The organism is Streptococcus infantis ATCC 700779 (assembly GCF_000187465.1).
In the GTDB taxonomy this organism is placed as follows: domain Bacteria; phylum Bacillota; class Bacilli; order Lactobacillales; family Streptococcaceae; genus Streptococcus; species Streptococcus infantis.
In genome coordinates, this window is the sequence record NZ_GL732439.1 from 1,623,198 (window position 1) to 1,647,912 (window position 24,715).

General features: G+C 39.2%; 19 protein-coding genes and 2 pseudogenes. 13 read left to right on the top strand and 8 right to left on the bottom strand.

Going from position 1 to position 24,715, the window contains the following annotated elements; translation table 11 throughout:
- Positions 1-24 precede the first annotated feature (24 nt).
- The 3 genes from HMPREF9423_RS10380 to HMPREF9423_RS10390 are packed head-to-tail and all read right to left on the bottom strand — an operon-like array spanning position 25 to position 2,782.
- Positions 25-936, bottom strand: coding sequence for a PTS system mannose/fructose/sorbose family transporter subunit IID (locus tag HMPREF9423_RS10380; RefSeq protein WP_006149277.1), 912 nt, complete (start codon positions 934-936; stop codon positions 25-27).
- 14 nt (positions 937-950) lie between these two features.
- The gene (locus HMPREF9423_RS10385; RefSeq protein ID WP_006149278.1) at positions 951-1,763 is read right to left on the bottom strand and encodes a PTS mannose/fructose/sorbose transporter subunit IIC; all 813 of its coding nucleotides are present in this window, start codon (positions 1,761-1,763) and stop codon (positions 951-953) included.
- Between the two features lie 29 nt (positions 1,764-1,792).
- Positions 1,793-2,782 carry a PTS sugar transporter subunit IIB gene (locus HMPREF9423_RS10390; RefSeq protein ID WP_006155642.1) on the bottom strand — a complete coding sequence of 330 codons (990 nt, stop codon included), beginning with the start codon at positions 2,780-2,782 and terminating at the stop codon, positions 1,793-1,795.
- A gap of 320 nt (positions 2,783-3,102) precedes the next feature.
- Between HMPREF9423_RS10390 and HMPREF9423_RS10395 the strand changes: the two genes are divergently transcribed.
- The 5 genes and pseudogenes from HMPREF9423_RS10395 (at position 3,103) to HMPREF9423_RS10415 (ending at position 9,226) form a co-directional block, all read left to right on the top strand.
- Positions 3,103-4,380: a glutamate-cysteine ligase family protein gene (locus HMPREF9423_RS10395; RefSeq protein ID WP_006149280.1), complete on the top strand. Its 1,278-nt coding sequence runs from the start codon at positions 3,103-3,105 to the stop codon at positions 4,378-4,380.
- A gap of 74 nt (positions 4,381-4,454) precedes the next feature.
- Positions 4,455-5,939, top strand: coding sequence for a threonine synthase (gene thrC, locus HMPREF9423_RS10400; protein ID WP_006149281.1), 1,485 nt, complete (start codon positions 4,455-4,457; stop codon positions 5,937-5,939).
- Positions 5,940-5,999: 60 nt separating this feature from the next.
- Positions 6,000-7,276 (top strand): annotated as a pseudogene (locus HMPREF9423_RS10405) (MATE family efflux transporter).
- Between the two features lie 3 nt (positions 7,277-7,279).
- Positions 7,280-7,894: an HAD family hydrolase gene (locus HMPREF9423_RS10410; protein ID WP_006149283.1), complete on the top strand. Its 615-nt coding sequence runs from the start codon at positions 7,280-7,282 to the stop codon at positions 7,892-7,894.
- A gap of 177 nt (positions 7,895-8,071) precedes the next feature.
- Positions 8,072-9,226, top strand: coding sequence for a LysM peptidoglycan-binding domain-containing protein (locus HMPREF9423_RS10415; protein ID WP_006149284.1), 1,155 nt, complete (start codon positions 8,072-8,074; stop codon positions 9,224-9,226).
- Between the two features lie 210 nt (positions 9,227-9,436).
- Here HMPREF9423_RS10415 and HMPREF9423_RS10420 read toward each other — a convergent pair whose 3' ends face one another.
- The gene (locus tag HMPREF9423_RS10420) at positions 9,437-10,294 is read right to left on the bottom strand and encodes a DUF975 family protein (protein ID WP_006155626.1); all 858 of its coding nucleotides are present in this window, start codon (positions 10,292-10,294) and stop codon (positions 9,437-9,439) included.
- Positions 10,295-10,410: 116 nt separating this feature from the next.
- On the opposite strand from HMPREF9423_RS10420, the gene tgt reads away from it, so the two are divergent.
- The 6 genes from tgt (at position 10,411) to HMPREF9423_RS10450 (ending at position 20,328) form a co-directional block, all read left to right on the top strand.
- Positions 10,411-11,553 carry a tRNA guanosine(34) transglycosylase Tgt gene (gene tgt / locus HMPREF9423_RS10425; RefSeq protein ID WP_006149286.1) on the top strand — a complete coding sequence of 381 codons (1,143 nt, stop codon included), beginning with the start codon at positions 10,411-10,413 and terminating at the stop codon, positions 11,551-11,553.
- Positions 11,554-11,687: 134 nt separating this feature from the next.
- Entirely contained in the window at positions 11,688-13,505 is a 1,818-nt protein-coding gene (locus tag HMPREF9423_RS10430; RefSeq protein WP_006149287.1) for an acyltransferase family protein, read from the top strand.
- 116 nt (positions 13,506-13,621) lie between these two features.
- On the top strand, positions 13,622-13,963 hold the full coding sequence (locus HMPREF9423_RS10435; RefSeq protein WP_006155627.1) for a metal-sulfur cluster assembly factor: 342 nt from the start codon (positions 13,622-13,624) through the stop codon (positions 13,961-13,963).
- A gap of 179 nt (positions 13,964-14,142) precedes the next feature.
- The gene (gene pgfS / locus HMPREF9423_RS10440; RefSeq protein WP_006149289.1) at positions 14,143-15,093 is read left to right on the top strand and encodes a glycosyltransferase PgfS; all 951 of its coding nucleotides are present in this window, start codon (positions 14,143-14,145) and stop codon (positions 15,091-15,093) included.
- On the top strand, positions 15,083-17,710 hold the full coding sequence (locus HMPREF9423_RS10445; protein WP_006149290.1) for a YfhO family protein: 2,628 nt from the start codon (positions 15,083-15,085) through the stop codon (positions 17,708-17,710). Before pgfS ends, HMPREF9423_RS10445 begins: the two co-directional genes overlap by 11 nt.
- 20 nt (positions 17,711-17,730) lie before the next feature.
- Positions 17,731-20,328: a YfhO family protein gene (locus HMPREF9423_RS10450; protein ID WP_006149291.1), complete on the top strand. Its 2,598-nt coding sequence runs from the start codon at positions 17,731-17,733 to the stop codon at positions 20,326-20,328.
- 109 nt (positions 20,329-20,437) lie between these two features.
- On the opposite strand, the gene ilvD is transcribed toward HMPREF9423_RS10450, so the two are convergent.
- The gene (ilvD, locus tag HMPREF9423_RS10455) at positions 20,438-22,141 is read right to left on the bottom strand and encodes a dihydroxy-acid dehydratase (RefSeq protein ID WP_006149292.1); all 1,704 of its coding nucleotides are present in this window, start codon (positions 22,139-22,141) and stop codon (positions 20,438-20,440) included.
- Between the two features lie 217 nt (positions 22,142-22,358).
- Between ilvD and rpmF the strand changes: the two genes are divergently transcribed.
- Positions 22,359-22,541, top strand: a complete 183-nt coding sequence (rpmF, locus tag HMPREF9423_RS10460; RefSeq protein ID WP_003009516.1) for a 50S ribosomal protein L32 — start codon at positions 22,359-22,361, stop codon at positions 22,539-22,541.
- A gap of 15 nt (positions 22,542-22,556) precedes the next feature.
- On the top strand, positions 22,557-22,706 hold the full coding sequence (gene rpmG, locus HMPREF9423_RS10465) for a 50S ribosomal protein L33 (RefSeq protein WP_001265622.1): 150 nt from the start codon (positions 22,557-22,559) through the stop codon (positions 22,704-22,706).
- Positions 22,707-23,282: 576 nt separating this feature from the next.
- Here rpmG and HMPREF9423_RS12695 read toward each other — a convergent pair.
- The 3 genes and pseudogenes from HMPREF9423_RS12695 to HMPREF9423_RS11780 form a co-directional block, all read right to left on the bottom strand.
- Positions 23,283-23,741, bottom strand: coding sequence for a toll/interleukin-1 receptor domain-containing protein (locus HMPREF9423_RS12695; protein WP_006149294.1), 459 nt, complete (start codon positions 23,739-23,741; stop codon positions 23,283-23,285).
- A 435-nt stretch (positions 23,742-24,176) separates the two neighbouring features.
- Entirely contained in the window at positions 24,177-24,380 is a 204-nt protein-coding gene (locus HMPREF9423_RS10475; protein ID WP_006149295.1) for a CsbD family protein, read from the bottom strand.
- Between the two features lie 45 nt (positions 24,381-24,425).
- A pseudogene (locus HMPREF9423_RS11780) lies at positions 24,426-24,715 on the bottom strand (hypothetical protein); the annotation flags it as partial.

Sequence of the window (24,715 nt, forward strand, 5' to 3'; positions counted from 1 at the left end):
TTTGTTTGTACATTCTCACCGAGATTACATGATACCGAAGAAACGAGCTGCGATACCAACTGCAAAGAGGGCAAGAATGATTGTGATTGGAGATACTTTTTTCTTAAGCAACCACATGCAAAGGAAAGTAAGGAGAAGTCCCATCAATCCTGGGATCAATGAGTTCAACTGACCTTGAAGCGTTTGTGGTTGAACGCTATCCAAGCTCATACCACTAAGTGCTTGACCAAGAATTCCCTTCAATTCTCCACCTGTAACAGCACCTTCTGGGAAGTTGATGTAGGCACCTTCTGATAATTGTTTACCTGGAAGGTTGATAGTGAAGTTGATGGATACCCAACGTTGTACAAGAACGGCAAGGATAAACATACCAAGGATAGAAGCTCCTTTAGTGATGTCTTTCAAGATACCACCTGACATGTCTTTAGTGATTTCAGATCCAGCCTTGTAACCAAACTCTTGTGTGTACCATAGGAAAGACATACGGATTGCATTCCATCCAAAGAAGAAGAGAAGTGGTCCAACGATATTACCAGTTGCAGCAAGTGAAGCACCAAGGGCACCAAGGATCGGACGAACTGTAAACCAGAAGACTGGGTCACCGATACCAGCAAGAGGTCCCATCATACCAATCTTAACACCTTGGATAGCAGCGTCATCGATTTCAGTACCGTTAGCGCGTTCTTCTTCAAGTGCAAGAGTAACCCCCATGATTGGAGCAGCTACGTATGGGTGAGTGTTGAAGAATTCAAGGTGACGCTCAAGAGCAGCTGCTTGGTCTTCTTTTTTAGTGTAAAGTTTCTTGATAGCTGGGATCAAAGAGTAAGCCCAACCTAAGTTTTGCATACGTTCGTAGTTCCAAGAACCTTGAAGGAATTGTGAACGCCACCAAACTTTTTGGCGATCTGATTTTGATAATTGAATTTTTTCAGCCATGATTGTTCCCCTTTCTAGTAGTCTTCTAGGATATCACCGATTGGATCGTTAGAAGTTGCAGCTCCTCCGCCACCGTTTCCACCTTGTTTAGAAAGGTTGAGGTAGATGAAGGCAAGGGCAACACCGATGACACCAAGGGCAATCAAAGTCAATTGAGAGATTGCTGCAAGAGCAAAACCGATAGCGAAGAATGGCCATACTTCACGAGTAGCCATCATGTTGATAACCAAAGCGTAACCAACGGCAACGACCATGGCACCACCGACAGCCATACCACCGTTCAACCAGTCTGGCATCAATTTAAGAGCATCTTGAACGGCAGAAGCAGGGATAGCGATAAGGAAGGCAGCAGGGATCGCAATACGTAGACCTTGAAGAACAAGGGCAAAGTAGTGAGCGCGTTCAACAGCTGCAATGTTTCCTTCTTTAGCAGCAGCGTCTGCAGTGTGAACCAAACCAACTGAGATTGTACGAACAATCATTGTCAAGAAAAGTCCAGCTACGGCAAGAGGGATAGCACTTGCAGTTGCAACTGCGATACCTTCAGTAGTAAAGTTACCACCTTTGATAAGGATGATTGCTGCAGCAACAGAGGCAAGAGCAGCGTCAGGAGCTACGGCAGCTCCGATGTTAGCCCAACCAAGGGCAATCATTTGAAGTGATCCACCAAGCATAATCCCTGCTTCGAGGTTACCAGTTACAAGACCGATAAGGGTACATGCAACGATTGGTTGATGGAATTGGAATTGGTCGAGGATACCTTCAAGACCCGCGAAGAAGGCAACAACTACAACCAAGATAGCAGAAATGATTGAAATATCTGACATGGTTTTATTCCTTTTCTATTTAATGTAAATTATTGAACGTTAGCTTTGCTAATCAAGTCAAACAAATCTTTTTTCGTGTCGTTTGGTACTTTACGTACGTCAAATTCAACACCAAGGTCACGCATTTTTTCAAATGTAGCAACGTCGTCTTTGTCCATTGACAATACGTTGTTGACCATTGTTTTACCAGTTGAGTGAGCCATTGATCCTACGTTAAGAGTCTTGATTGGTACACCACCTTCGATAGCACGGAGGGCATCTTGTGGTGTTTCAAACAAGATAAGGGCATGTGTTTCACCAAAGCGAGGATCTTTAGCAACCTCAATCAATTTTTGGATTGGAACAACGTTAGCCTTCACTCCGTTAGGAGCTGCTTGTTTGATCAATTCTTTACGAAGGTCATCTTTAGCAACGTTATCTGAAGCAACGATGATACGATCCGCTTTTGAATCTGGTGTCCAAGCAGTTGCGACTTGTCCGTGAAGGAGACGTGTGTCAAGACGTGCAAGGTTGATTTTCAATTTACCATCACCGATAACAGTTCCTTCTGGAATAGCAGCTTGGGCAACTGGAGCAGCTGCAGCACTTGCAACTTCCTCAGCTGGATTGAGCTCTTCTGGAAGAGCCTTGATGCCATCTTTGGCTTCTTTAATGATGTTTGCAGCAACTTTAGCTACTCCGGCATTAGCGTCCATCAGGCGTTCGGTGTAGGCTTGGATTAACATCGGCAAGTTAAGTCCTGTGATGATGGCAAATTTACGCTCAGGATTTTCCCCCATTACGTGGCTAGCTTGGTTAAATGGAGAACCACTCCAAAGGTCAGCCAAAACTAGAACCTCATCTTCTGCGTCAAATGCAGCCACAGCATTGTTGAATTTTGCGTATAAATCATCTGGACCTTCGTTTGGCATAAAGGTTACAACTTGAACCTTTTCTTGTTCACCAAAGATCATAGATCCTGACTGATGAATACCCGCGGCAAATTCACCGTGACTCGCAATAATGATTCCGATACTCATTATTGTCATTCCTCCTTATAAAATGTTTGACTTGTAGTTTAAGAAAACTTTAAGACTAACTAAGTATAAACCGTTTTCATAAAAAAATCAACAAATTAAATTAAATTATACAAAAATCATAGGAGTAACAATCTTTAAAAATATTGATATATCAATATTTCTTGAGCAGATTTTAAGAGCAAACATGTAAAATTTAATATAAATTCCAAATCTACCCTTATTTTGTAAAAAAGTTTGTTTTCGACAAGATTATCTCTGATTTTTGGTATAATAGAGAGTAATTTATTTTCTAGTATGAGAAGTTAGAGTGAGAGGTATGTATGTCCCCTTCAATTCAGTTATTAAAAGACCGCTATTTAAAAAATATCAAAGAAAATCCAGATCTCTATATCGGTATTGAGTTGGAGTTTCCTATTGTTCATACGAAAGGCCAACCTACAGATATTGAAGTCAGCAAGGACTTGCTGCGCTTTTTGGTGGATGCTCTCAGTTTGGAAGTTGAAAAGGTAGACCAGGAGGGCAATCCGATTCAACTTGTAGAACCGATGAGTCAAGATCGGATTTTGTTTGAAGTTTCTTATACAACCTTGGAGTTTGCCTTTGGTAGGGCTCAGAATATCCAAGAGATTGAAGGACGTTTTCAGGCCTATATGAAGGTAATCCAAGAAAAGCTAGGCGAAAAGAATCATGCTATCCAGGGTTGGGGGATTCACCCAAATTGGAATCAAAATGACAACCGACCTGTGGCTTATCCACGCTATCAGATGCTGATGGATTATCTGAGTATGGGGAGTCACCAAGAAAGTGCGCATTTACATGACTTTCCACAATACGGAGCCTTCATCTGCGGGAGTCAAGTCCAGTTGGATGTTTCGACCGATAACTACCTACGTGTCATCAATGCTTTCACACAGATAGAGGCAGCCAAAGCTTACCTGTTTGCCAATTCTGAGTTTTCTGGAGCGGACTGGGACACCCAGATTTCACGAGATATTTTTTGGGAAGACTCTATGCATGGGATTTATCCAGAGAATGTTGGTGTCAATTCAAAACTATTTCAAAATGAGGATGATTTCTTTGATTATTTAGACCATTCTGCGATTTTCACAGCAGAACGAGATGGAGAAACCTATTATTTTTCTCCGATTCAAGCTAGAGATTACCTAGCTACTGATGAGATTCCTGCTTATACTCTAAATGGGAAAGAAACTCTTCTTGTTCCTCTAGAAAAGGATTTCCAAACGCACCGTAGCTACCAGTTTCAAGACTTGACAACAAGAGGCACAGTTGAATTTCGGAGTGTTTGTACACAGCCGCTAGACCGCACCTTTGCTTCAGCAGCCTTTCATCTAGGTTTGTTGGTGAATCTTGACAAGCTTGAAGCTTACCTAGAAACAGCTCCTTTCTTTGAAAGTTTTGGTCGTGACTACAAGTCTTTGAGAAGACAATTTTCTAAGAAACACCTCACAGATGAAGAAACAGCTGGGATTGTCCAGTTCTCCAAAGACTTGCTAGCGATAGCAGAGCAAGGACTTGAGATGAGAGGTCAGAGTGAAACGACTTATTTAGAACCTTTGAAAGAAGAATTGGACGTATAATTTTCTTATAACGGAAGAATTTTCTGAAAAATCATGTTATAATGAATGAGACTATAGATAAAGGATAGAGATTTATGACATTAGTTTATCAATCAACGCGTGATGCGAACAATACAGTAACAGCCAGCCAAGCGATTTTGCAAGGTTTGGCAACAGATGGAGGCTTGTTTACCCCAGTGAGCTATCCAAAGGTGCACTTGGATTTTGAAACATTAAAGGACGCTTCTTACCAAGAGGTAGCTAAGCTTGTCTTATCAGCTTTCTTGGATGACTTTACAGCAGAAGAGTTGGACTACTGTATCACCAACGCCTATGACAGCAAGTTTGATACACCAGCTATTGCCCCTCTTGTCAAACTCGATGGCCAATACAACTTGGAACTTTTCCATGGTTCAACCATTGCCTTCAAGGATATGGCATTGTCCATCTTGCCATACTTTATGACAACGGCAGCTAAGAAACACGGTTTGGAAAACAAGATTGTCATCTTGACAGCAACATCTGGAGATACTGGGAAAGCTGCTATGGCAGGATTCGCGGATGTCCCAGGTACTGAAATTATCGTTTTTTATCCAAAAGACGGTGTCAGCAAGGTACAAGAGTTGCAAATGACCACTCAAACGGGCGAAAATACCCATGTTATCGCCATTGATGGAAACTTTGACGATGCTCAGACTAATGTGAAACATATGTTCAATGATGTGGCTCTTCGTGAGAAATTGGCAGCCAACAAGCTCCAGTTCTCATCAGCCAACTCTATGAATATCGGTCGTTTGGTCCCACAGATTGTTTATTATGTTTATGCCTACGCTCAGCTTGTTAAAACTGGCGAGATTAAGGCTGGTGACAAGGTTAACTTCACCGTACCGACAGGAAACTTTGGAAATATCTTGGCTGCCTTTTACGCTAAGCAAATTGGCCTACCAGTCGGCAAGTTAATTTGTGCTTCAAATGACAACAATGTCTTGACAGATTTCTTTAAAACTCGTGTTTATGACAAGAAGCGTGAGTTTAAAGTAACCACTAGCCCATCGATGGATATCCTAGTATCTTCAAACTTGGAGCGCTTGATCTTCCATCTTTTGGGAAATGATGCGGTTAAGACAGCTGAACTTATGAACGCCTTGAATACTCAAGGTCAGTATGAGTTGACTGATTTTGATGCAGAGATTCTTGACCTTTTTGCAGCAGAGTATGCGACGGAAGCGGAAACAGCAGCAGAAATCAAGCGTGTTTATGAGGCAGATGCTTATATTGAGGACCCTCATACAGCAGTTGCCTCAGCCGTATATAAAAAATACCAAGCAACTACAGGCGATGTGTCTAAGACCGTGATTGCTTCAACAGCTAGTCCATATAAATTCCCAGTAGTTGCAGTAGAAGCTGTAACAGGGAAATCAGGCTTGACCGACTTTGAAGCTTTGGCTCAGTTGTATGAAATTTCAGGAGTGGCAGTGCCACCAGCAGTTGATGGCCTCGAAACAGCTCCAGTTCGTCACAAGACAACTGTTGCAGCGGCAGATATGCAGGCAGCAGTAGAATCTTATTTAGGACTTTAAAAGAGAGGAAGTAAACTCGGTTGGGAAACTAACTGAGTTTCTTTTCATCAGGAGGAAGGATTGTTTAAGAAAAATAAGGATATTCTATAGCTTTACCTGCCATGGGTGAAAATTTCTTGCAGATGCTCATGGGGATGGTAGATAGCTACTTGGTAGCTAATCTGGGGTTGATCGCCATTTCCGGTGTGTCAGTAGCTGGTAATATTATCACCATTTATCAGGCTATTTTTATTGCCTTGGGAGCAGCAATTTCTAGTGTTATATCAAAAAGTTTGGGACAGAAAGATCAGTCTAGACTAGCCTACCATGTGACAGAAGCACTTAAGATTACTCTGCTACTGAGTTTGGTTTTAGGTGTCTTATCCATCTTTGCAGGTCAAGAGATGATTGGTCTTTTGGGTACTGAACAGGCTGTGGCTGAAAGTGGTGGCTTATACCTATCTTTAGTTGGTGGGACAATCGTTCTCCTGGGCTTGATGACTAGTCTAGGAGCCTTGATTCGCGCTACCCACAATCCTCGACTGCCGCTTTATGTTAGTTTTTTATCCAATGCTTTAAATATTGTTTTTTCAAGTGTCGCCATTTTTTTCCTTAATATGGGGATAGTTGGTGTAGCTTGGGGGACTATTTTGTCTCGTTTGGTCGGGGTTGTAATTTTGTGGTCACAATTAAAACTTCCATATATGAGACCGACGTTTGGACTGGATAAAGACCTGCTGACCTTGGCGTTACCTGCAGCGGGAGAACGTCTCATGATGAGGGCTGGTGATGTAGTCATTATTGCCTTGGTTGTTTCCTTTGGGACGGAGGCAGTCGCGGGAAATGCTATCGGTGAAGTTTTGACTCAGTTCAACTATATGCCTGCCTTCGGTGTTGCGACAGCAACAGTCATGCAGGTAGCTCGAGCAGTTGGAGAAGATGATTGGGTAAGGGTGGACAGACTAAGTAAGCAAACTTTTTGCTTGTCTTTCTTTCTCATGTTGCCTTTAACACTTAGTATCTATGCTCTCGGGACACCACTAAGCTATCTCTACACCAGCGATCCTGCGGCTATTGAGGCCAGTGTTTTAGTGACTCTTTTTTCACTTTTAGGGACTCCTATGACAACGGGAACGGTCATTTATACAGCTGTCTGGCAAGGTTTGGGAAATGCTCGACTTCCCTTTTATGCGACAAGTATTGGAATGTGGTGCATCCGTATTGGGACTGGTTACCTGATGGGAATTGTTCTTGGATGGGGTTTGCCTGGTATTTGGGCTGGAACGCTTTTGGATAATGGTTTCCGTTGGATTTTCCTACGCTATCGTTACAAATCTTATATGACATTGAAAGGATAAGAAATGCAAGAAACGGCTTTTATTTGGGATTTAGACGGGACCTTATTGGACTCCTATGAAGCTATTTTGTCAGGAATTGAGGAGACCTATGCACAGTTTTCCATTCCTTTTGACAAGGAAAAAGTTCGAGCTTTTATCTTGAAATACTCTGTCCAGGATTTACTAGTGCAAGTGGCAGAAGAAAGAGGCTTGGATGTTGATAGGCTCAATCAAGTCCGTGCTCAGAGCTTGGCTGAAAAGAATGCCCAGGTCATCTTGATGCCAGGGGCGCGCGAGGTTTTAGCCTGGGCAAATCAGCAAGGAATTCAGCAATTTGTCTACACCCACAAAGGCGATAATGCCTTGACTATTTTACGAGATTTGGGCTTGGATGTTTATTTCACAGAAATTTTGACAAGCCAGAGCGGTTTTGCTCGTAAACCAAGTCCAGAAGCAGCGACCTATCTTATCAGCAAATACCATTTAAAACCAGAGCGCACCTTTTATATAGGGGACCGGACCTTAGATATTGATTTTGCTCAAAACAGTGGCATCCAGAGTATCAATTTCCTTGGAACTCCGGTGGATTGCAATCATCAGATTTCTTGTTTAGCGGATATTCCTTCTCTCTCTTTATGAAAGTTCTATGAAAGAGAATATGTCAGCTTTGTAACAAAATTCATACAAACTATTTCAATTAATGTGGTTTGTTACAGAGCTTAGACAGTTTTATTAAATAGCCCCCAAAGGGCTTTTTTTCTTTTTTCTTTATGTTATGATAGAAAGGTACTACATTTGAAAAGGAGTTTGAATAGTATGAAGAAACGAATTATTTTAGCATCAACAGTAGCTCTATCACTTGCCCCTACCTTGGCGACTCAGGCAGAAGAAATTGTATGGTCACCACGTTCAGTTGAGCAAATTCAAAACGATGTTGCTAAAAGCGAAAATAAAACAAGTTATACAATTAAGTACGGAGATACCCTAAGCACGATTGCAGAGGCTTTGGGAGTAGACTTAAATGTCCTTGCAAACTTGAACAAAATCACAAATATTGACTTGATTTTCCCAGAAACTGTACTGACTACAACTGTTAACGAAAATGAAGAAGTAACAGAGGTTGAGGTTTATACACCTCAAGAAGTTGGTTCTGATGTAGCAAGTGCAACAGCAGATTTAACAACGAATCAAGTAACAGTAGATGAACAAACTGTTCAAGTCGAAGATTTGACACAACCAGTTGAAGAAACAACGACTACTGTTGAGGAGACAACTACAACAGAAGCAACAACTGAAGCTGTAGCAGAAACTACAGTATCGTCAGAAGCAACAACAGAAGCTGCGGCACCTGTCGTTGAAGAAACGACTACGGTCGCTGAACGAACTACAACAGTTGAGGAAACAACTACGGCTGCTGAACCAACTACAACAGTTGAGGAAACAACTACGGCCGCTGAAACAACTACAACAGTTGAAGAAACAACGACTACAGAAGCAACAACTGAGGCTGTAACAGAAGCTCAATCGGCTCCAGCAACTTACCAAGCTGAACCAAGTCAAGGTGCATCAGCAACTTATACAGCGCCAGCGGCTCCTGATTATGCAACTATTGCAGCAACAAAATCTGAAAATGCAGGTCTCCAACCACAAACAGCTGCATTTAAAGAAGAAGTAGCTAACTTGTTTGGTATCACATCATTTAGTGGTTACCGTCCAGGAGATCCAGGTGACCACGGAAAAGGTCTTGCTATTGACTTCATGGTTCCAGTAAGTTCAGCTCTCGGTGATCAAATTGCAGATTATGCTATCCAAAATATGGCTAGCCGTGGAATCAACTACATCATCTGGAAACAACGTTTCTACGCACCATACGATAGCAAATACGGACCAGCCTACACTTGGAATCCAATGCCAGATCGTGGTAGCGTCACAGAAAACCACTATGACCACGTTCACGTATCAATGAACTAATAATGAATGAGAAGTTGGGAACTGATTCAGTTTCCACTTCTTTTTTCTATTTCGAATTCTTAGGTAGTGAAAAAATTCAGGCATAAATATAGATAAAAAGCCTTATAGAAACATGACGAGGAGACTGTTTTATATTTTTGGAGAGTAGTTCTGGTTAAAATAAAAACAACCAGCACTTTCTATGAAGGTGCTGGTTTTTAATAACTGCTGTTAAACTTTTCTCCGCTTGATTTCAAGCAGTCTTTGATAGAAGAAGATTTGGCTACTATAGATATAAGGGAAGATAGAGATACTTGCGATTCCAAAGCTAATCCAGATAAGGATATACCAAGGAAGTAGTTGTAAATCAAGGACAAAGCGTTGGAACTTATAGCCTTTCATGAGAAAGCGGCTGGTATGCAGCACGCGGCTCGGTTTGGCAATTCCGATTGCAAGGGTGTCACATAAAAGTAGTTCAACTTGGGAATAGGCATAATATTGTGGAAGATAGATAATGGTTCCCAAAATCATTACTAGGACGCTACCAAAGAAATAGAGAGCAAAAGTAAGTAGGAAGTGTTCGATATCTGGATTTGTCACGTCGACAGATGGAAATTCGGGATGAAGTTCCACAAATTTACGAGCCATGGCACTGCTATAAAAGAGCAAGTAGACTCCAAAAAGATTAGGGATGCTCCATAAAAAGAGGTAGAAACGCTTGAGTAAGAGCGTTAGAAATGTCTGGGTAAAGAAGCGATGGTCAAATAAGGACAAGCTATCCTTAAAGGAAAGCTCAATCTCAGAAATTCTGTAAAGATTAATGGTAGTAAAGAGAGCGCCAGCAAGGATAATAGAACTTGTAAATCCAACGGCTATCGGAAAGAGAGCAGACTGGATTATGATCCCTAGAAAACTCAAGAAGGACTGTTCAAGAATGCCTTCATCAAGTAGGGATAAAGGTCTGATAAAGCTCGATAGAATAAAGAGAATACTTGGTAATAAAAAGACAAGCAGCAAGCGAGGGTGCTCGGCTTGAAATTGTCTAGCCTGCTCGCGAACTTCTTTTAAATTAATTTTTGGGTACTTCATTCTTTCATTATACCATAGTTCGTGACAGTTCCTGTTTTTTTTGATAGAATCATACAGTATGCCCTTGGGCACAAAGTAAGAACTGGGACTGTCTTTCCCAGCTTCGGAGGTAAAAAATGTCAGATTCGCCAATCAAATATCGATTGATTAAAAAAGAAAAACACACAGGAGCTCGTTTGGGTGAGATTATCACACCCCATGGTACCTTCCCAACGCCTATGTTTATGCCAGTAGGGACTCAGGCAACGGTCAAGACTCAGTCGCCAGAAGAATTGAAAGACATGGGTTCAGGGATTATCTTATCCAACACCTATCACTTGTGGCTTCGCCCTGGGGACGAACTCATTGCCCGTGCTGGAGGTCTTCACAAGTTCATGAATTGGGACCAACCAATCTTAACGGATAGCGGTGGATTCCAAGTGTATTCCCTAGCAGACAGCCGTAATATTACAGAAGAAGGGGTAACCTTCAAGAACCACCTCAACGGTTCTAAGATGTTTCTTTCACCTGAAAAGGCCATTTCTATTCAAAACAATCTGGGCTCAGACATTATGATGTCCTTTGACGAATGTCCTCAATTTTATCAGCCTTATGATTATGTGAAGAAATCAATCGAACGTACCAGCCGTTGGGCAGAGCGTGGATTAAAAGCTCACCGTCGTCCACATGATCAAGGTTTATTTGGGATTGTACAGGGGGCAGGATTTGAAGATCTTCGCCGTCAGTCAGCTCAAGACCTTGTCAGCATGGACTTCCCAGGCTACTCTATCGGGGGCTTAGCAGTTGGAGAAACTCATGAGGAGATGAACGCTGTTTTGGATTTCACCACTCAGCTGCTTCCTGAAAACAAACCTCGTTACTTGATGGGAGTAGGAGCGCCAGATAGCTTGATTGATGGCGTTATTCGTGGGGTTGATATGTTTGACTGTGTCTTACCGACTCGTATCGCTCGTAACGGGACTTGTATGACCAGTCAAGGTCGCTTGGTTGTCAAGAATGCTCAATTTGCGGAGGACTTTACACCACTTGATCCAGAGTGTGATTGCTACACATGTAAGAACTATACCCGTGCCTACCTTCGTCACTTGCTTAAGGCTGATGAAACCTTTGGTATCCGCTTGACGAGTTACCATAACCTTTACTTCTTGCTCAATCTCATGAAGCAGGTTCGCCAGGCCATCATGGATGATAATCTCCTGGAATTTCGTGAACATTTTGTTGAAAAATATGGTTATAACAAGTCAGGGCGAAATTTCTAAATTTGGCTTGAAATCCACTAAAAATCCTAAGTTTTATCTTAGGATTTTTCTGTTTTTTTTGATAAAATAAAGGTACTATGAATGAAAGTTAGATGGCTTTTTTTGCCAATCTAATGAATGGAGAATAGACTCGTATGCGTATTAAATGGTTTTCCTTGATTAGGATTACAGGTTTGCTTTTGGTACTCTTGTATCATTTCTTTCAAACGACTTTCCCAGGAGGTTTCTTCGGGGTTGACGTCTTCTTTACCTTCTCAGGTTTTCTGATCACATCACTTTTATTAGAAGAATTTGGACAAAAAGGGAAGATTGATATCTTAGGATTTTTTAGAAGACGTTTCTATCGGATTTTTCCACCAGTTGTTTTAATGATTCTTGTCATCATGCCATTCACCTTCTTGGTTCGCCAAGATTATGTGGCAGGGATTGGTGGGCAGATTGCTGGTGTTCTAGGATTTATGACTAACTTCTATGAAATGCTGACAGGAGGAAGTTATGAATCTCAGTTTATCCCTCACCTCTTTGTTCACAACTGGAGCTTAGCTGTTGAAGTTCATTATTATATCTTGTGGGGCTTGGCAGTCTGGTTCCTATCTAAGCGAGCGAAATCAAGCGGACAACTACGAGGAACAATCTTTCTACTTTCATCAGCTGCCTTTATGGTTAGCTTCCTTTCGATGTTTATCGGTAGTTTTATTGTGAGTTCTTACTCAACAGTATACTTTTCAAGTTTGACTCATGTGTATCCCTTCTTCTTAGGTAGTGTGCTTGCTACCGTAATAGGGGTTCGTCATGCAACGCCACTTTTTAAACGTTTGAATAGAAGCTTGGATTTGAAGCAGACTTTGCTAGTCTTTGGAGCTGGGCTCGGAGTCTTGCTATTACTGACCTTCTTTGTGAAATTTACATATCTCTTTGCTTATTTATTCGGCTTCTTGTTTGCAAGTTTAGCAGCGCTTCTGATGATTGTTGCGGCACGCGTCTTGCATGAGAAAACACTGACGATCAAAGAGCCAAAGATTATCAGCTTTTTAGCGGATACCAGCTATGCTGTCTATCTTTTCCACTGGCCGTTTTATATTATTTTCTCACAGTTAATGGGAAATATTCCGGCAGTGATTTTAACCACCATCTTCTCATATATCTTCGCAACCCTTTCTTTCTATGTCATCGAACCTTTAGTAGCAGGAAAATCTACTGATCTCTTGCAAAAGGCAAAAGAAATTCCGCACATTAAACCGGTCTTTGCTGGCAGTGCTGGAGTACTTGGTCTGATTACCGTTGTCGTGATATTGATAGCTCCTCAAGTAGGTGCATTTGAAACGGATTTGATGGTTAATGGTCTCAATCAGGCGCGAACCAATATGAACCGAACAAAAACCATGGCAGATCAAGCAGAAGCCAGTCGCTATAATATAGCTGACGGTGTATCCATCATTGGAGATTCGGTAACCTTGCGTGCTTCAGAGGGACTAAAAGAAGTCTTGCCAGATGCGCAGATTGATGGTCAGGTCAGTCGAAATACCAAACAGGCAAATGAATTGATGCTGAATTACAGTCAGAATAAAGCCTTGCCTAAAATTGTAGTCATTGCGACTGGCGTTAATAATCCTGAAAATTATAAAGCTGATTTGGATTTGCTGATAACAAATCTTCCAAAAGGACATCAACTTGTTTTAGTAACTCCATATGAGGGGGATACAACGCAGGAAACGCAACCTTATGTTGAGCAGTATGCAAGCTATGCGCGTGAACTGGCGCAAAAATATCCATATATAGCACTAGCAGATTGGAACCAAGTCGCTAAAGATCATCCAGATATTTGGAAGGGAACTGACCAGGTTCACTTCGGTAGTGATACGACCAAGCAGGATGAAGGAGCAAAACTTTACGCAGAAACCATTAATGCTGCCGTTAAAGCTCTCACAGACAAACCTGTTAAATCAAAATAATCACTAAAAAGTAGAGATTGTATCTCTACTTTTTGCTTTAACGAGAATTGGGAAAAACTTGCCAAATTGTCAGAATTATGAGAAAATAGGTGCAGTATAAAAATGGAGGGAATGCAATGAGAGAAGACATCAAGATTAATGATCGTGCTCTAGCATTGGAAGATCAAATCATTGAAGTACTCGAAAAAGTTTATGATACAGATGTAGAGTTAGATGTATACAATCTTGGATTGATTTATGAGATTCATTTAGATGAGGCTGGACTTTGTACAGTTGTTATGACCTTCACCGATACTGCCTGTGACTGTGCAGAAAGTCTGCCTATCGAAATTGTGGCAGGTTTAAAACAAATTACTGGGATTGAGGATGTCAAGGTTGAGGTTACCTGGTCTCCAGCATGGAAGATTACACGCATTAGTCGTTATGGGCGTATAGCTCTAGGACTCCCTCCACGATAAAAAAATAGAGTGATAAGATGAATTATGAATCGGGATTAAAGACCTGATTTATATTTTTCTTTTTTTGTTTATTTATTTCATACAATAAACAAAAATTTTTGTTAAGAGTAACCACTTCACTCAAAAAAATGTTATTATAGTAGAAGTGATTATAATAAAAAGAATAAGGTAGGATAGATATGAAATTATCTGTAGTAATTCCGTTTTATAACGAAGAGAATATGATTCAGAAGATGTATGATGAATTGGTTAAAGAAATCAATCAAATTACAAAAGCCGAATTTGAAATTATTTTTATTAATGACGGTAGTAAGGATCGTACTTTTGAACGTATGTTAGCCATCGCAGCTGGCGATTCACGTGTTAAATACATCAGCTTCAGTCGAAATTTCGGGAAAGAAGCTGGAACTATTGCAGGACTTGAATATGCAACAGGAGAAGCAGTTATTCTAATGGATGGAGATTTGCAGCATCCACCAGCAATGCTTCCAAAAATGATTGAAGCTTATGAGCAAGGATACGATGTTGTAAGTGCTCGTCGTACACGTACAGGAGAAAAACGTCACCGTACTTTTTTAGCTAAACATTTTTATAAACTTGCCAATAAAATGATGGATATCGAGCTAATGGACGGAGTCTCTGAATTCCGATTGTTTAGCCGTAAAGTTGTAAACGCCATCATATCTATGCAAGAATACAATCGTTTTTCTAAAGGAATTTTTGCTTGGATCGGCTTTAACGAAAAAGTTATCGAATATGAAAACCAAGTTCGTACTGTAGGTGAAACAAAATACTCGTTGAAGTTCTCATTGAACTATGCGATTCAAGGGATTTTATCATTCAACGATAAACCTCTACGTATGTGTATTAATTTTGGTTTATTCTGCTTATTAATTTCATTGGTTTATGTTCTTTGGACCTTTATCCAATATCTCGTAGTACCGGATTCACTCGTGAGTGGATACTTTACTACAATCTTCTCAGTCGTTCTCTTTGGTGGAATTCAATTGATTTCTATTGGGGTACTCGGAGAATACATCGGTAAGATTTATTACGAAGTGAAGAAACGTCCACATTATCTTGTTGACCAAACGAACATTACTGTAAAAGGAGAGCAAAATGACGACTAAGAAAAAAGTCTATCTAGCAAGTTTTATTGCACCTATAGCCATCATGTTTGTGGCTTGGGCTATTGATGGCTTCTTTCCTTTCGGGACAAAGTCACTCATGGCGGTTGACTTTAACGCACAGTATATTGGCTTATATGCTTATTTCAAACATTTATTTTTAAATGGCGATTGGAGTAGTTTCTTCTACTCTTTCTCTAAATCCATTGGAGGTGGGATGTTAGGGATTTGGGGCTTCAACTTGTTGAGTCCATTTAACTTACTCTTTCTATTAACCTCTGAAGAAAATTTCCAATGGGTGGTCCCAATTGTTATTGCCTTACGTTATGGAGCGATGGGATTAACCATGGCACATTTCTTGGTTAAACGTTATGATGGATTAAAGAATAAGGCCTACTTGGTTCCAATCGTCGCTACCATCTACGCATTAAATGGGTTTAATGTTAGTTATCAAATGAACCCAATTTTCTATGATGGAATGATCATGCTTCCATTAGTTTTAATTGGGGTTGAACAAGTACTAGATAATAAGTCTCCAAGAGGCTATATTGGCATGCTTGCCTTATCTCTCTTTGTACAATTTTACATGGGTTATATGACCTGCATTTTTGTGGTCATTTATGCTTTATTCTACATTATTCGTTCAGAGAACTTAAGAAATAAAAAGGTTATTCTAACAAGATTGGGGAAATTAGCTGCCGCATCTATACTAGCTGTTGGAATAGTATCAGCTGTATTGCTCCCAATTCTGATTAGTTTGGTATCAACAAAAGGGGGCTTACAAAGCACTCTGAGATTTGATTGGAAGTTACAAATCAATCCGTTTGAGATTTTAGCAAAACTCTTTTTAGGAGCTTTTGATAATACTTCTTGGCCAGCTGGACCTAACTTGCCAAATATATATGTAGCTAGCTTTGGTTTACTAGGAACACTTTATTACTTTATTTCAAGTAAGATTTCAAAGTGGAGTAAAATTGCAGCAAGTTTTGTTCTCGTAGTGTTTTTGATTTCTTGTGCCCATGAATTTACAAGTAAGTTGTGGCATATGGGACAAAATCCTGCTGGATTTTTCTATCGCTTCTCATGGATTATTGCTTTCTTTTTAGTTTATTTGGCTTATCTAAGTCTACGAGAAGTAGAAAAATTTACTAAAAGAGAAGCTAGCTTCCTACTGATTAGCGGTGCAGTTATCTTTTCTATTGTACAGTTACAACAACACTCTTTCTTAACAGTTTGGCAACGTCTTGCAACGATTTTGATTTTTGTGGTTTTGCTTGCAGCTTTATTCTATCCTAAAGTGAAACACTCTTGGATGATTATAGCTGCTTTGACTGTAGTTGAGTTAACAGCTAATGCAGCGCTTGTTCAATCAAGAGTTGGGTATACAGACGCTTATAAGTATCACGATGCAGTTTTGCAATTAAAGGAAGCGATTAATCCAATTAGACCTGACCACAGTGATTTTTACAGAATTAACAAATCATTTAATTTAAGTAAGAATGATCCATTTATGGTGGATTATCCAGGACTATCGGTTTTCAGTTCCAACCTGGAAAATAGTACACGTGATTTATTTGACCGTTTAGGAAACAACGGAATTAATGCAACAACCTACTATCAAGGAACTCCGTTCCAAGATGCGCTCTTCTCAGTAAAATATCTAGTTGCTCCAAAACCAGTGCTTAAAGAGGACTATCCTGATACATCCAAACTGTATGTATTCGGAAACATGGTAACGCGTAAAGATATTACGACAAAAGCACCTGTTTATGAAGCTACTAGAACAAAGACATTCGAGACAGGTTTGATTTTGCCAATTGCTTATGGTGTTAATGATGCAACGGTGAATGTGAAATTAGAGAACCATCAACCAATTCAAAATCAAAATAAGATTGTACAAGCTATGGGGGCAACGAGCGAAAATTATTTAGCTGTACTCGGAGCAAATGAGATGAAATTGGACAATATGGAAGTTGTAGATCCGTCTAAACCGGAAACCTATAAGCGTATTGATTCTTCAAAACCAGGAACGATTACCTATCATTTAGTACCTCAATCTGCTGAGGATTATTGGGTAGCAATTCCGCAAATATTATCTCATACAGACAAAAATAAAATTCGTGTCATGTTAAATGGCAAAAATTATGAATTCCAAGATAAATTCCAACAAATGCAATTTATTCAAATTGCACATAATTCAGTTGGTCAACCTACAGATTTAACGATTGAAATTGATTCGGATAATGAATATAATTTATCTGGACTGCGCTTGGCTCGTTCTAATGCTGCTCTAGCAAATCGTATCATTCAAGAACGTCAGCTGCAAGGAATAAAATTAACTCATTGGGATAATCGTAGTTTTAAAGGAACAGTTAATATAACTGATGACAGTACTTGGATGATGACCAGTATCCCATATGAAAAAGGTTGGACTGTTAAAGTAGATGGAAAAGTAGTTGAAACTGCTAAAGTTTGGGATAGTTTGTTAGCCTACAAGATTACACCAGGTGAACATACAATTGAAATCAGCTACTTGCCATCTGGATTTGTTGCAGGTTTTCTAATTTCAATCTTATCAACCTCTCTTTATGGATTTGCAATTTATAAAAAATGGATTTAATTTAGTAGGAGTAGACTATAATGAAAATTTCAAAAATGAAATTAAAATTTAGTTCGCTATTCTTTGTTCCATTTATGGGTATGTTAGGAGTCTTCCTTTGTTTAGGGTTGACTCCCTTTTCACAAAATTCGGTGCATAGTGGAGATTTTCTTTCACAATATTTTCCGCTTTATATCGGATTACATAAACTATTTTGGAGCGGCGATTTTAGCGGTCTGTTTTGGTCCTTCTCTAAATCCCTGGGAGGAGCAATGCCAAGTGTATGGGGCTTTAATAGTTTAAGTCCTTTCACGTTTTTATACGTAATTTTTCCAATTTCGACATTTCATATTTTGAGTTATGTGATTCCACTCATTCGCTTTGGAGTAATGGGAGTGGCGTTTGGATATTTTCTTGAAAAGAAATATCAAGGGATTAGCAAAAATTACTGGCTGTCATTAGGTTTATCTACATCTTATGCGCTTAGTGGATTTATTGTATCTCAGCATTTCAATCCCAACTTTTTAGATAATCTAATTTATGTTCCTGTCATTCTTCTTGGTATTGAAGAAGTCGTAGAAGGAAAACGATCATTTAAATTACCGATTTTCCTTGCAGTCAGCTTGATTACGAATTTCTATACAGGGTATATGATGTGCCTTTTTGTGGCTCTATATGCATTCTATGCTGTTTTTTCAAAGAAAGCTTCCTTGAAAGACTACCTATTAAAAATTGGTAGGGTTGCATTGTTTGCAATGATTGGAGTAGGACTTGCAATGTTCTGGCTGCTACCAGTCTTTGGTGCCTTGGTAGAAAGTAAGGCGAGTGCAGGAAGTACATTTGAATGGTCTTTTAAAATCGTAAATGATCTTATAACTTTTCCTCAAAAATTTATTTTAGGCTCTTTTAGTGAAAAAGAGTGGGGGAACCCAAAAGCCTTACCGCACCTTTTCATTGGAAGTTTAGGCCTTTTTGGACTGTTTGTTTTCTATGTAAAAAAAGAAATTTCCCTTCGTAGCAAATTATCTGCAACATTCGTATTATTGATTTTATTACTTTCCTTCAATATTCAAGGCTTTGATCAGATTTGGCATATGGGGCAACGTCCGGTCGGTTTCTACTTTAGAAATTCTTGGATTGCAAATGCCTTTATGTTGGTCTTAGCTTCTGAAAGTTTGATGAAGTGGAAAAATAGATTCCGATTTAATGAATTTTTGGTAGCTCTTATAGGTTTTGGGTCAATTTTATTGTTCTCAATGCTTGCTACACTTTCTTATGTAGAAACATTACAGAAAATACTTGCATTTATTATTTATAGTATCGTTTTATGTGCATTCTTTCTAACAAAGGTCGATTTATCTCGAAGACTACAAATAGTTACCGGAGTTGTTATTGTAGAGTTAATATTGGGTGCGTTTATTGGACTGAAAAGAGTACCATTTTTCGTTAGTAATTCTAGTTTGAAGACTCAAATGGAGTATGCGATTGCTTTTGATGAAGAAGGTTATAGTAAATTAAATCAATTTACACGTCTGGAGATGAATAAGGGATTGTCGCATGCCAATTTCCCGATTGCTTATAATTATAATGGAGCCTCTCACTTTACATCGAGTTTAGAGCATACATTAATTGAAGAATTTAGTCACTTAGGACTTCCTGCCTCACAATCAGTTGTAAACTATACAGGGCGAAATATTATTTTAGATTCTATGTTTGGTTTTTCGCGGTTTATGATGGGTGGCGATGAAAATAAAGTCTTTGCGGATATTCGTGGTTTATATCAGAAAGAAGGAACCTTAAAGAACTTTGCTGTTTATCAAAATCCATATGCCCTCTCCTTGGGATATTTAACAAATAAGGATCTTGCAACAAATGTAAACTTTGAAAAGCACAAACCAGTTAATAATTTAAATCAATTGTTACAAGTTGTGGGAATTTCGGAGAAAGAAGGTCTTAAAGAAGTAAGTGTATCAGAAGCTCATGTTGAAAATTTAACGAAAAATGGTGACAAATATACAATTACTCAAGAAGGTACTCCGGTAAAAATTGAATGGCAGTTATCTCTTGAACCAAACAAGTTGTACTTTGTCGAAATTCCAGAAAGACAAGCCGGTTCAGTCATTAAATCAAAAGTGTTGGTAGACGGATCAAGTTATCCTTATGAAAATCGATTCCGAGAAAATCAATTATGGGTGGTTGGAAATGGAAACTTAAACAAAACGCTCACATTTACAATTGATGAAGGAAAAGCCAAAGAATGGGATATTCGTGATTTTAAATTCTATTCAATCGATATACCAACTCTAACCAAAGCTTTGGAACAGTTTAAAAAAGCAAATGACATCACCATTGATTCCTATTCAAATTCAACAGTGAAAGCACACGTTAATGTTACAAATAGTGAACAATCCTTTGCAACTTTCACTATTCCATACCATTCAGGTTGGAGTGTAACAGTAGATGGTCAAGCTCAAGAAGTTCAAAAATCGCTTGGTTTCTTTATGGGTGTATCACTAACGGAAGGAGAACATGAGATCGTGTGGACATATAATCCTCCAGGGTTAAACTTCGGAGTAATGCTTTCACTAGCTTCTCTTATTCTGCTCGTTTTCTTGTGGAAAAAACAAAAAATAGAATAGCTGACACACTCTGCGGCTATGATACTAGAAAAGGATGAAGTTCCTAAGAACTTCATCCTTTTTGTATGTTTTTTAGAATGGTTGGTAATAAATCAATCCGTAATAGTGTTTATTTTTTACCAGATTGTTCCATATTCCAGAAATCTGTAACGGCACCACGTGATGCAGAAGATACGGTATGGGCATACTTACCAAGGACACCACGGCTATAGAGTGGTGGCAAGGTTGTTTCTGCCTTGCGTTTTTCAAGTTCTTCATCAGAAACGGCCATGGAAATTTCTTTGGTATCTTGGTCAACCGTAACGATATCCCCTGTACGGAGATAGGCAATTGGTCCACCATCCTGAGCTTCAGGAGCGATATGTCCAACAACCAATCCATAAGTACCACCAGAGAAGCGTCCGTCTGTCAAGAGGGCGACTTTGTCTCCTTGACCTTTACCAACGATCATTGATGAAAGTGATAGCATTTCAGGCATACCAGGACCACCCTTAGGTCCAACGAAACGAACAACGACAACGTCGCCATCAACGATTTCATCTGACAAGACAGCTTGGATAGCATCTTCTTCTGAGTCAAAGACCTTAGCTGGACCAACGTGACGACGCACTTTAACACCTGACACCTTGGCAACTGCACCGTCAGGAGCAAGATTACCGTTCAAGATGATAAGCGGGCCGTCCGCACGTTTAGGATTTTCAAGTGGCATGATGACTTTTTGACCTGGAGTAAGATCTGCAAAGTCAGCCAAGTTTTCAGCGACAGTCTTACCAGTACATGTGATACGGTCTCCATGAAGGAATCCATTCGCCAACAAGTACTTCATAACTGCAGGCACACCACCAACTTCGTAGAGGTCTTGGAAGACATACTGACCAGAAGGTTTCAAGTCAGCCAAGTGAGGCACACGTTCTTGGATAGTATTAAAGTCCTCAAGTGACAAGTCAACATTAGCTGCGTGGGCAATAGCAAGCAAGTGAAGAGTGGCATTTGTAGAGCCACCTAGAGCCATAGTCACTGTAATGGCATCTTCAAAGGCTTCGCGAGTCAAGATGTCTGAAGGTTTGATCCCAAGTTCAAGCATTTTGACAACTGCACGACCGGCTGCTTCGATGTCTTCTTTCTTATCAGCAGATTCAGCTGGGTGAGAAGAAGAACCTGGCAAACTCATCCCCAAAACTTCGATAGCAGTAGCCATGGTATTAGCTGTATACATACCACCACAACCACCAGGGCCAGGGCAGGCATTACATTCCAGACGTTTCACGTCCTCAGCAGTCATATCGCCGTGATTCCACTTACCAATTCCTTCAAATACAGAAACCAAGTCGATGTCTTTGCCATCCAATTTTCCAGGGGCGATAGTACCACCGTAAGCGAAAATAGCTGGGATATCCATATTGGCAATGGCAATCATAGAACCAGGCATGTTCTTGTCACAACCACCGATAGCCACAAAGGCATCGACGTTATGACCACCCATAGCAGCCTCGATTGAGTCCGCGATGATATCACGAGACGTTAGGGAGAAGCGCATCCCAGGCGTTCCCATGGCAATACCGTCGGCTACGGTAATGGTCCCAAACTGCACAGGCCAAGCACCAGCAGATTTAACACCTTCTTTAGCCAATTTCCCAAAGTCATGCAAGTGAATATTACACGGTGTGTTTTCTGCCCAAGTCGAAATGACCCCAACAATCGGTGTTTCAAAGTCCTTATCTGTCATACCAGTCGCACGAAGCATGGCACGGTTAGGTGATTTTACCATGCTGTCATAGATGCTGCTGCGGTGACGTTTATCTAATTCTGTCATTTGTTCCCTCCCATTTCAGTTTGTTCCATTATAGCACAATTTTCACATGAATAACAGAAGAAAATTTTTAAATTTTCAGACAATTCAGTAGTGTAAGATAAAAAAATACAACTTTTTTTGTCAAGTAACTTTACTTTACAAAAAAGTTTTGTTATACTGTTACAGTTGATGAAAATCAAACCTAATTGAATTTATATCTTAAAAGGAGAAAAACGAAATGGCAGTACCTGCACGTCGCACATCAAAAGCGAAGAAAAACAAACGTCGTACGCACTACAAAGTAACAGCTCCATCTGTAAACTTTGACGAAGCAACTGGAGATTACTCACGTTCACACCGTGTATCACTTAAAGGATACTACAAAGGACGTAAGATCGCTAAAGCTGCATCAGCTGAATAATAGAAGGGAGATACCATGCGCGTAAATATTACACTTGAACACAAAGAATCTGGTGAACGCTTGTACCTTACTTCTAAAAACAAACGTAACACTCCAGACCGTCTTCAATTGAAGAAATACTCACCAAAACTTCGCAAACACGTTGTGTTTACAGAGGTGAAATAGGGATTCACTACACGTCAATAGATGTGAGAAACCTTGATTTAAAGCGATTTTTGAAATTCTAAATTTCACTACATTGCAATATAAATCAACCGAATCACTACCTTTTTCACTACCTTTTTTGAAATAAGAATAATGATTCGGATATATAAAAGAAGAGGAACTTTAGTATGAAGCTCCTCTTTTTTATTTGTTCTTTTACTTACAAATTGTGAGACCTGGTTTGAACAACTTTTGTTTAAATAAATCTCAAAAGCCTTTAATATCAGGCACTTTTAGACTTTTCTGAAAGCGTTATTTCATTCAATTTTAACTAATTTCATCTGAATGGTGTGAATTTTAACCCTAAAATACACTAATTGAGCTAGAATTTTACAAAAAGTTCACACCATCTGGAAATATCATTCCCAAATTATCTTTAACTCTTTTACATCGGTTTCTGATAAGACATGAATTATCCCTTCAAAATTTAGAGGGGATTTTTTCAACTCCTATATAAAGTTCTTATAATCGCATTTATGTATTTACGCTCTCCATTAGAATAATTTCTGAATACTTCTCCACTTCGAGTATATATTATCAGTTCATCATATGGTATAACCTCAAAGTCATCAAAGGAGTTATTACATACAAAAGCAAAATCAACACTTTGTACACTAAATATTGTTGCTCTAATTTCAAGTTCGATTTCAAAATCTGATTTTTATGTAGAATTGCAACAAGATTTTCCTTATCTTCTAAGGGTTTATAATTATTTTCTTGATTCACAACTGCCTTCATTTGGAAAATAGCTTCATCAATTCCAATACCATATAAATCAATATATAATAAATCTTTCATGATAACAGGTGGATTGCAATCATCAAGACGGATAGGAACAAATTTCAAGCCACTATTGACACTACTCATCAGAGCACTCTGCCATTCTCTAGCAACCATATTACTCCCAAGAGAATTTGTAGGCAGAAAATAGAAAAAAGTAGTATATTGCTCTAGACCCTCTTTCATTTTACCTATGATACTATCACCAGGTTGCATTGATCATCTATCATAGAAAATATTATTTTACCAAATGTTATCTCAAGTTGCCTTGCAACCATATCCACTAATTGTTGGTCTGGTAATGTAAAATAAGTTGTGTAAACAATTGCGTATATTATAAAAACATCCAGAATAGTAACACTTTCTTAAAACATTTGATTAAAAAGCACCCTAACTTCTATGATTGAGCTAAAACTGTAGAAATTAGAGTGCTTTTACTATTAGAAAGAATATGTACATGGAATTAAAAAGGAATTTAAATTCATCTAAAGAAAGTTGATTTTTCAACTGAATAATATTATAAGAATATCGAGTTGTAGTTATGTTGAAAGTAATCTTATAAGTGAGTAATTAGGAGTAGAATACGACAACCTTATCTTTTTAGTAGAGTAGCTTAATATATTTTCTATGAAAAATCAATTGACTTTATAACTATTTATCGTCTTTTTTTACCATATTTTTAACACCTTCGATTGCGCCTTCAACGGCTTCTTTTGTATCTTCTGCCACTTCTTTAGCTTTAGAAACTACTTTTTCTGCAGCCCCTTCTTTTTCTGTTTTCTTGTCGCCAGTCAATTTACCGACACCTTCTTTGATCGCACCTTTTGCTTGATTAAATTTTTCTTCTGTAGGCATAGTCTTACCTCCATATTTTTATTTGTACGTTTTTAAATATCCAAATCAATGAACACGTGGTTTTTCATTTGATGAAGAGTCAGTTACAGTTTCTACGCCTTCGTCAACTTTTCTTTAACTGCTGAGAATCCATTCCCCAAACCTGTTTTAACATTTTCAAACTGTTCAGATGCAAATTCACCTGTTGATTCAACTGCACCAGTTACACGATCTTGCAAGCTTACTGAATCTACTTCATGTTGTTCTTTCGTTTTAATATCGACAACATTCACGTTCACTTCAACAACTTCCAAATCTATTTGGCTTCTTCGGTTGGAAGTTTCATTCCTTTCCAG

Bases quoted from the DNA above. Each gene is read 5' to 3' on its own strand.
- HMPREF9423_RS10380 (WP_006149277.1), bottom strand. From the start codon at position 936: ATGGCTGAAAAAATTCAATTATCAAAATCAGATCGCCAAAAAGTTTGG.
- HMPREF9423_RS10385 (WP_006149278.1), bottom strand. From the start codon at position 1,763: ATGTCAGATATTTCAATCATTTCTGCTATCTTGGTTGTAGTTGTTGCC.
- HMPREF9423_RS10390 (WP_006155642.1), bottom strand. From the start codon at position 2,782: ATGAGTATCGGAATCATTATTGCGAGTCACGGTGAATTTGCCGCGGGT.
- HMPREF9423_RS10395 (WP_006149280.1), top strand. From the start codon at position 3,103: ATGTCCCCTTCAATTCAGTTATTAAAAGACCGCTATTTAAAAAATATC.
- thrC (WP_006149281.1), top strand. From the start codon at position 4,455: ATGACATTAGTTTATCAATCAACGCGTGATGCGAACAATACAGTAACA.
- HMPREF9423_RS10410 (WP_006149283.1), top strand. From the start codon at position 7,280: ATGCAAGAAACGGCTTTTATTTGGGATTTAGACGGGACCTTATTGGAC.
- HMPREF9423_RS10415 (WP_006149284.1), top strand. From the start codon at position 8,072: ATGAAGAAACGAATTATTTTAGCATCAACAGTAGCTCTATCACTTGCC.
- HMPREF9423_RS10420 (WP_006155626.1), bottom strand. From the start codon at position 10,294: ATGAAGTACCCAAAAATTAATTTAAAAGAAGTTCGCGAGCAGGCTAGA.
- tgt (WP_006149286.1), top strand. From the start codon at position 10,411: ATGTCAGATTCGCCAATCAAATATCGATTGATTAAAAAAGAAAAACAC.
- HMPREF9423_RS10430 (WP_006149287.1), top strand. From the start codon at position 11,688: ATGCGTATTAAATGGTTTTCCTTGATTAGGATTACAGGTTTGCTTTTG.
- HMPREF9423_RS10435 (WP_006155627.1), top strand. From the start codon at position 13,622: ATGAGAGAAGACATCAAGATTAATGATCGTGCTCTAGCATTGGAAGAT.
- pgfS (WP_006149289.1), top strand. From the start codon at position 14,143: ATGAAATTATCTGTAGTAATTCCGTTTTATAACGAAGAGAATATGATT.
- HMPREF9423_RS10445 (WP_006149290.1), top strand. From the start codon at position 15,083: ATGACGACTAAGAAAAAAGTCTATCTAGCAAGTTTTATTGCACCTATA.
- HMPREF9423_RS10450 (WP_006149291.1), top strand. From the start codon at position 17,731: ATGAAAATTTCAAAAATGAAATTAAAATTTAGTTCGCTATTCTTTGTT.
- ilvD (WP_006149292.1), bottom strand. From the start codon at position 22,141: ATGACAGAATTAGATAAACGTCACCGCAGCAGCATCTATGACAGCATG.
- rpmF (WP_003009516.1), top strand. From the start codon at position 22,359: ATGGCAGTACCTGCACGTCGCACATCAAAAGCGAAGAAAAACAAACGT.
- rpmG (WP_001265622.1), top strand. From the start codon at position 22,557: ATGCGCGTAAATATTACACTTGAACACAAAGAATCTGGTGAACGCTTG.
- HMPREF9423_RS12695 (WP_006149294.1), bottom strand. From the start codon at position 23,741: ATGCAACCTGGTGATAGTATCATAGGTAAAATGAAAGAGGGTCTAGAG.
- HMPREF9423_RS10475 (WP_006149295.1), bottom strand. From the start codon at position 24,380: ATGCCTACAGAAGAAAAATTTAATCAAGCAAAAGGTGCGATCAAAGAA.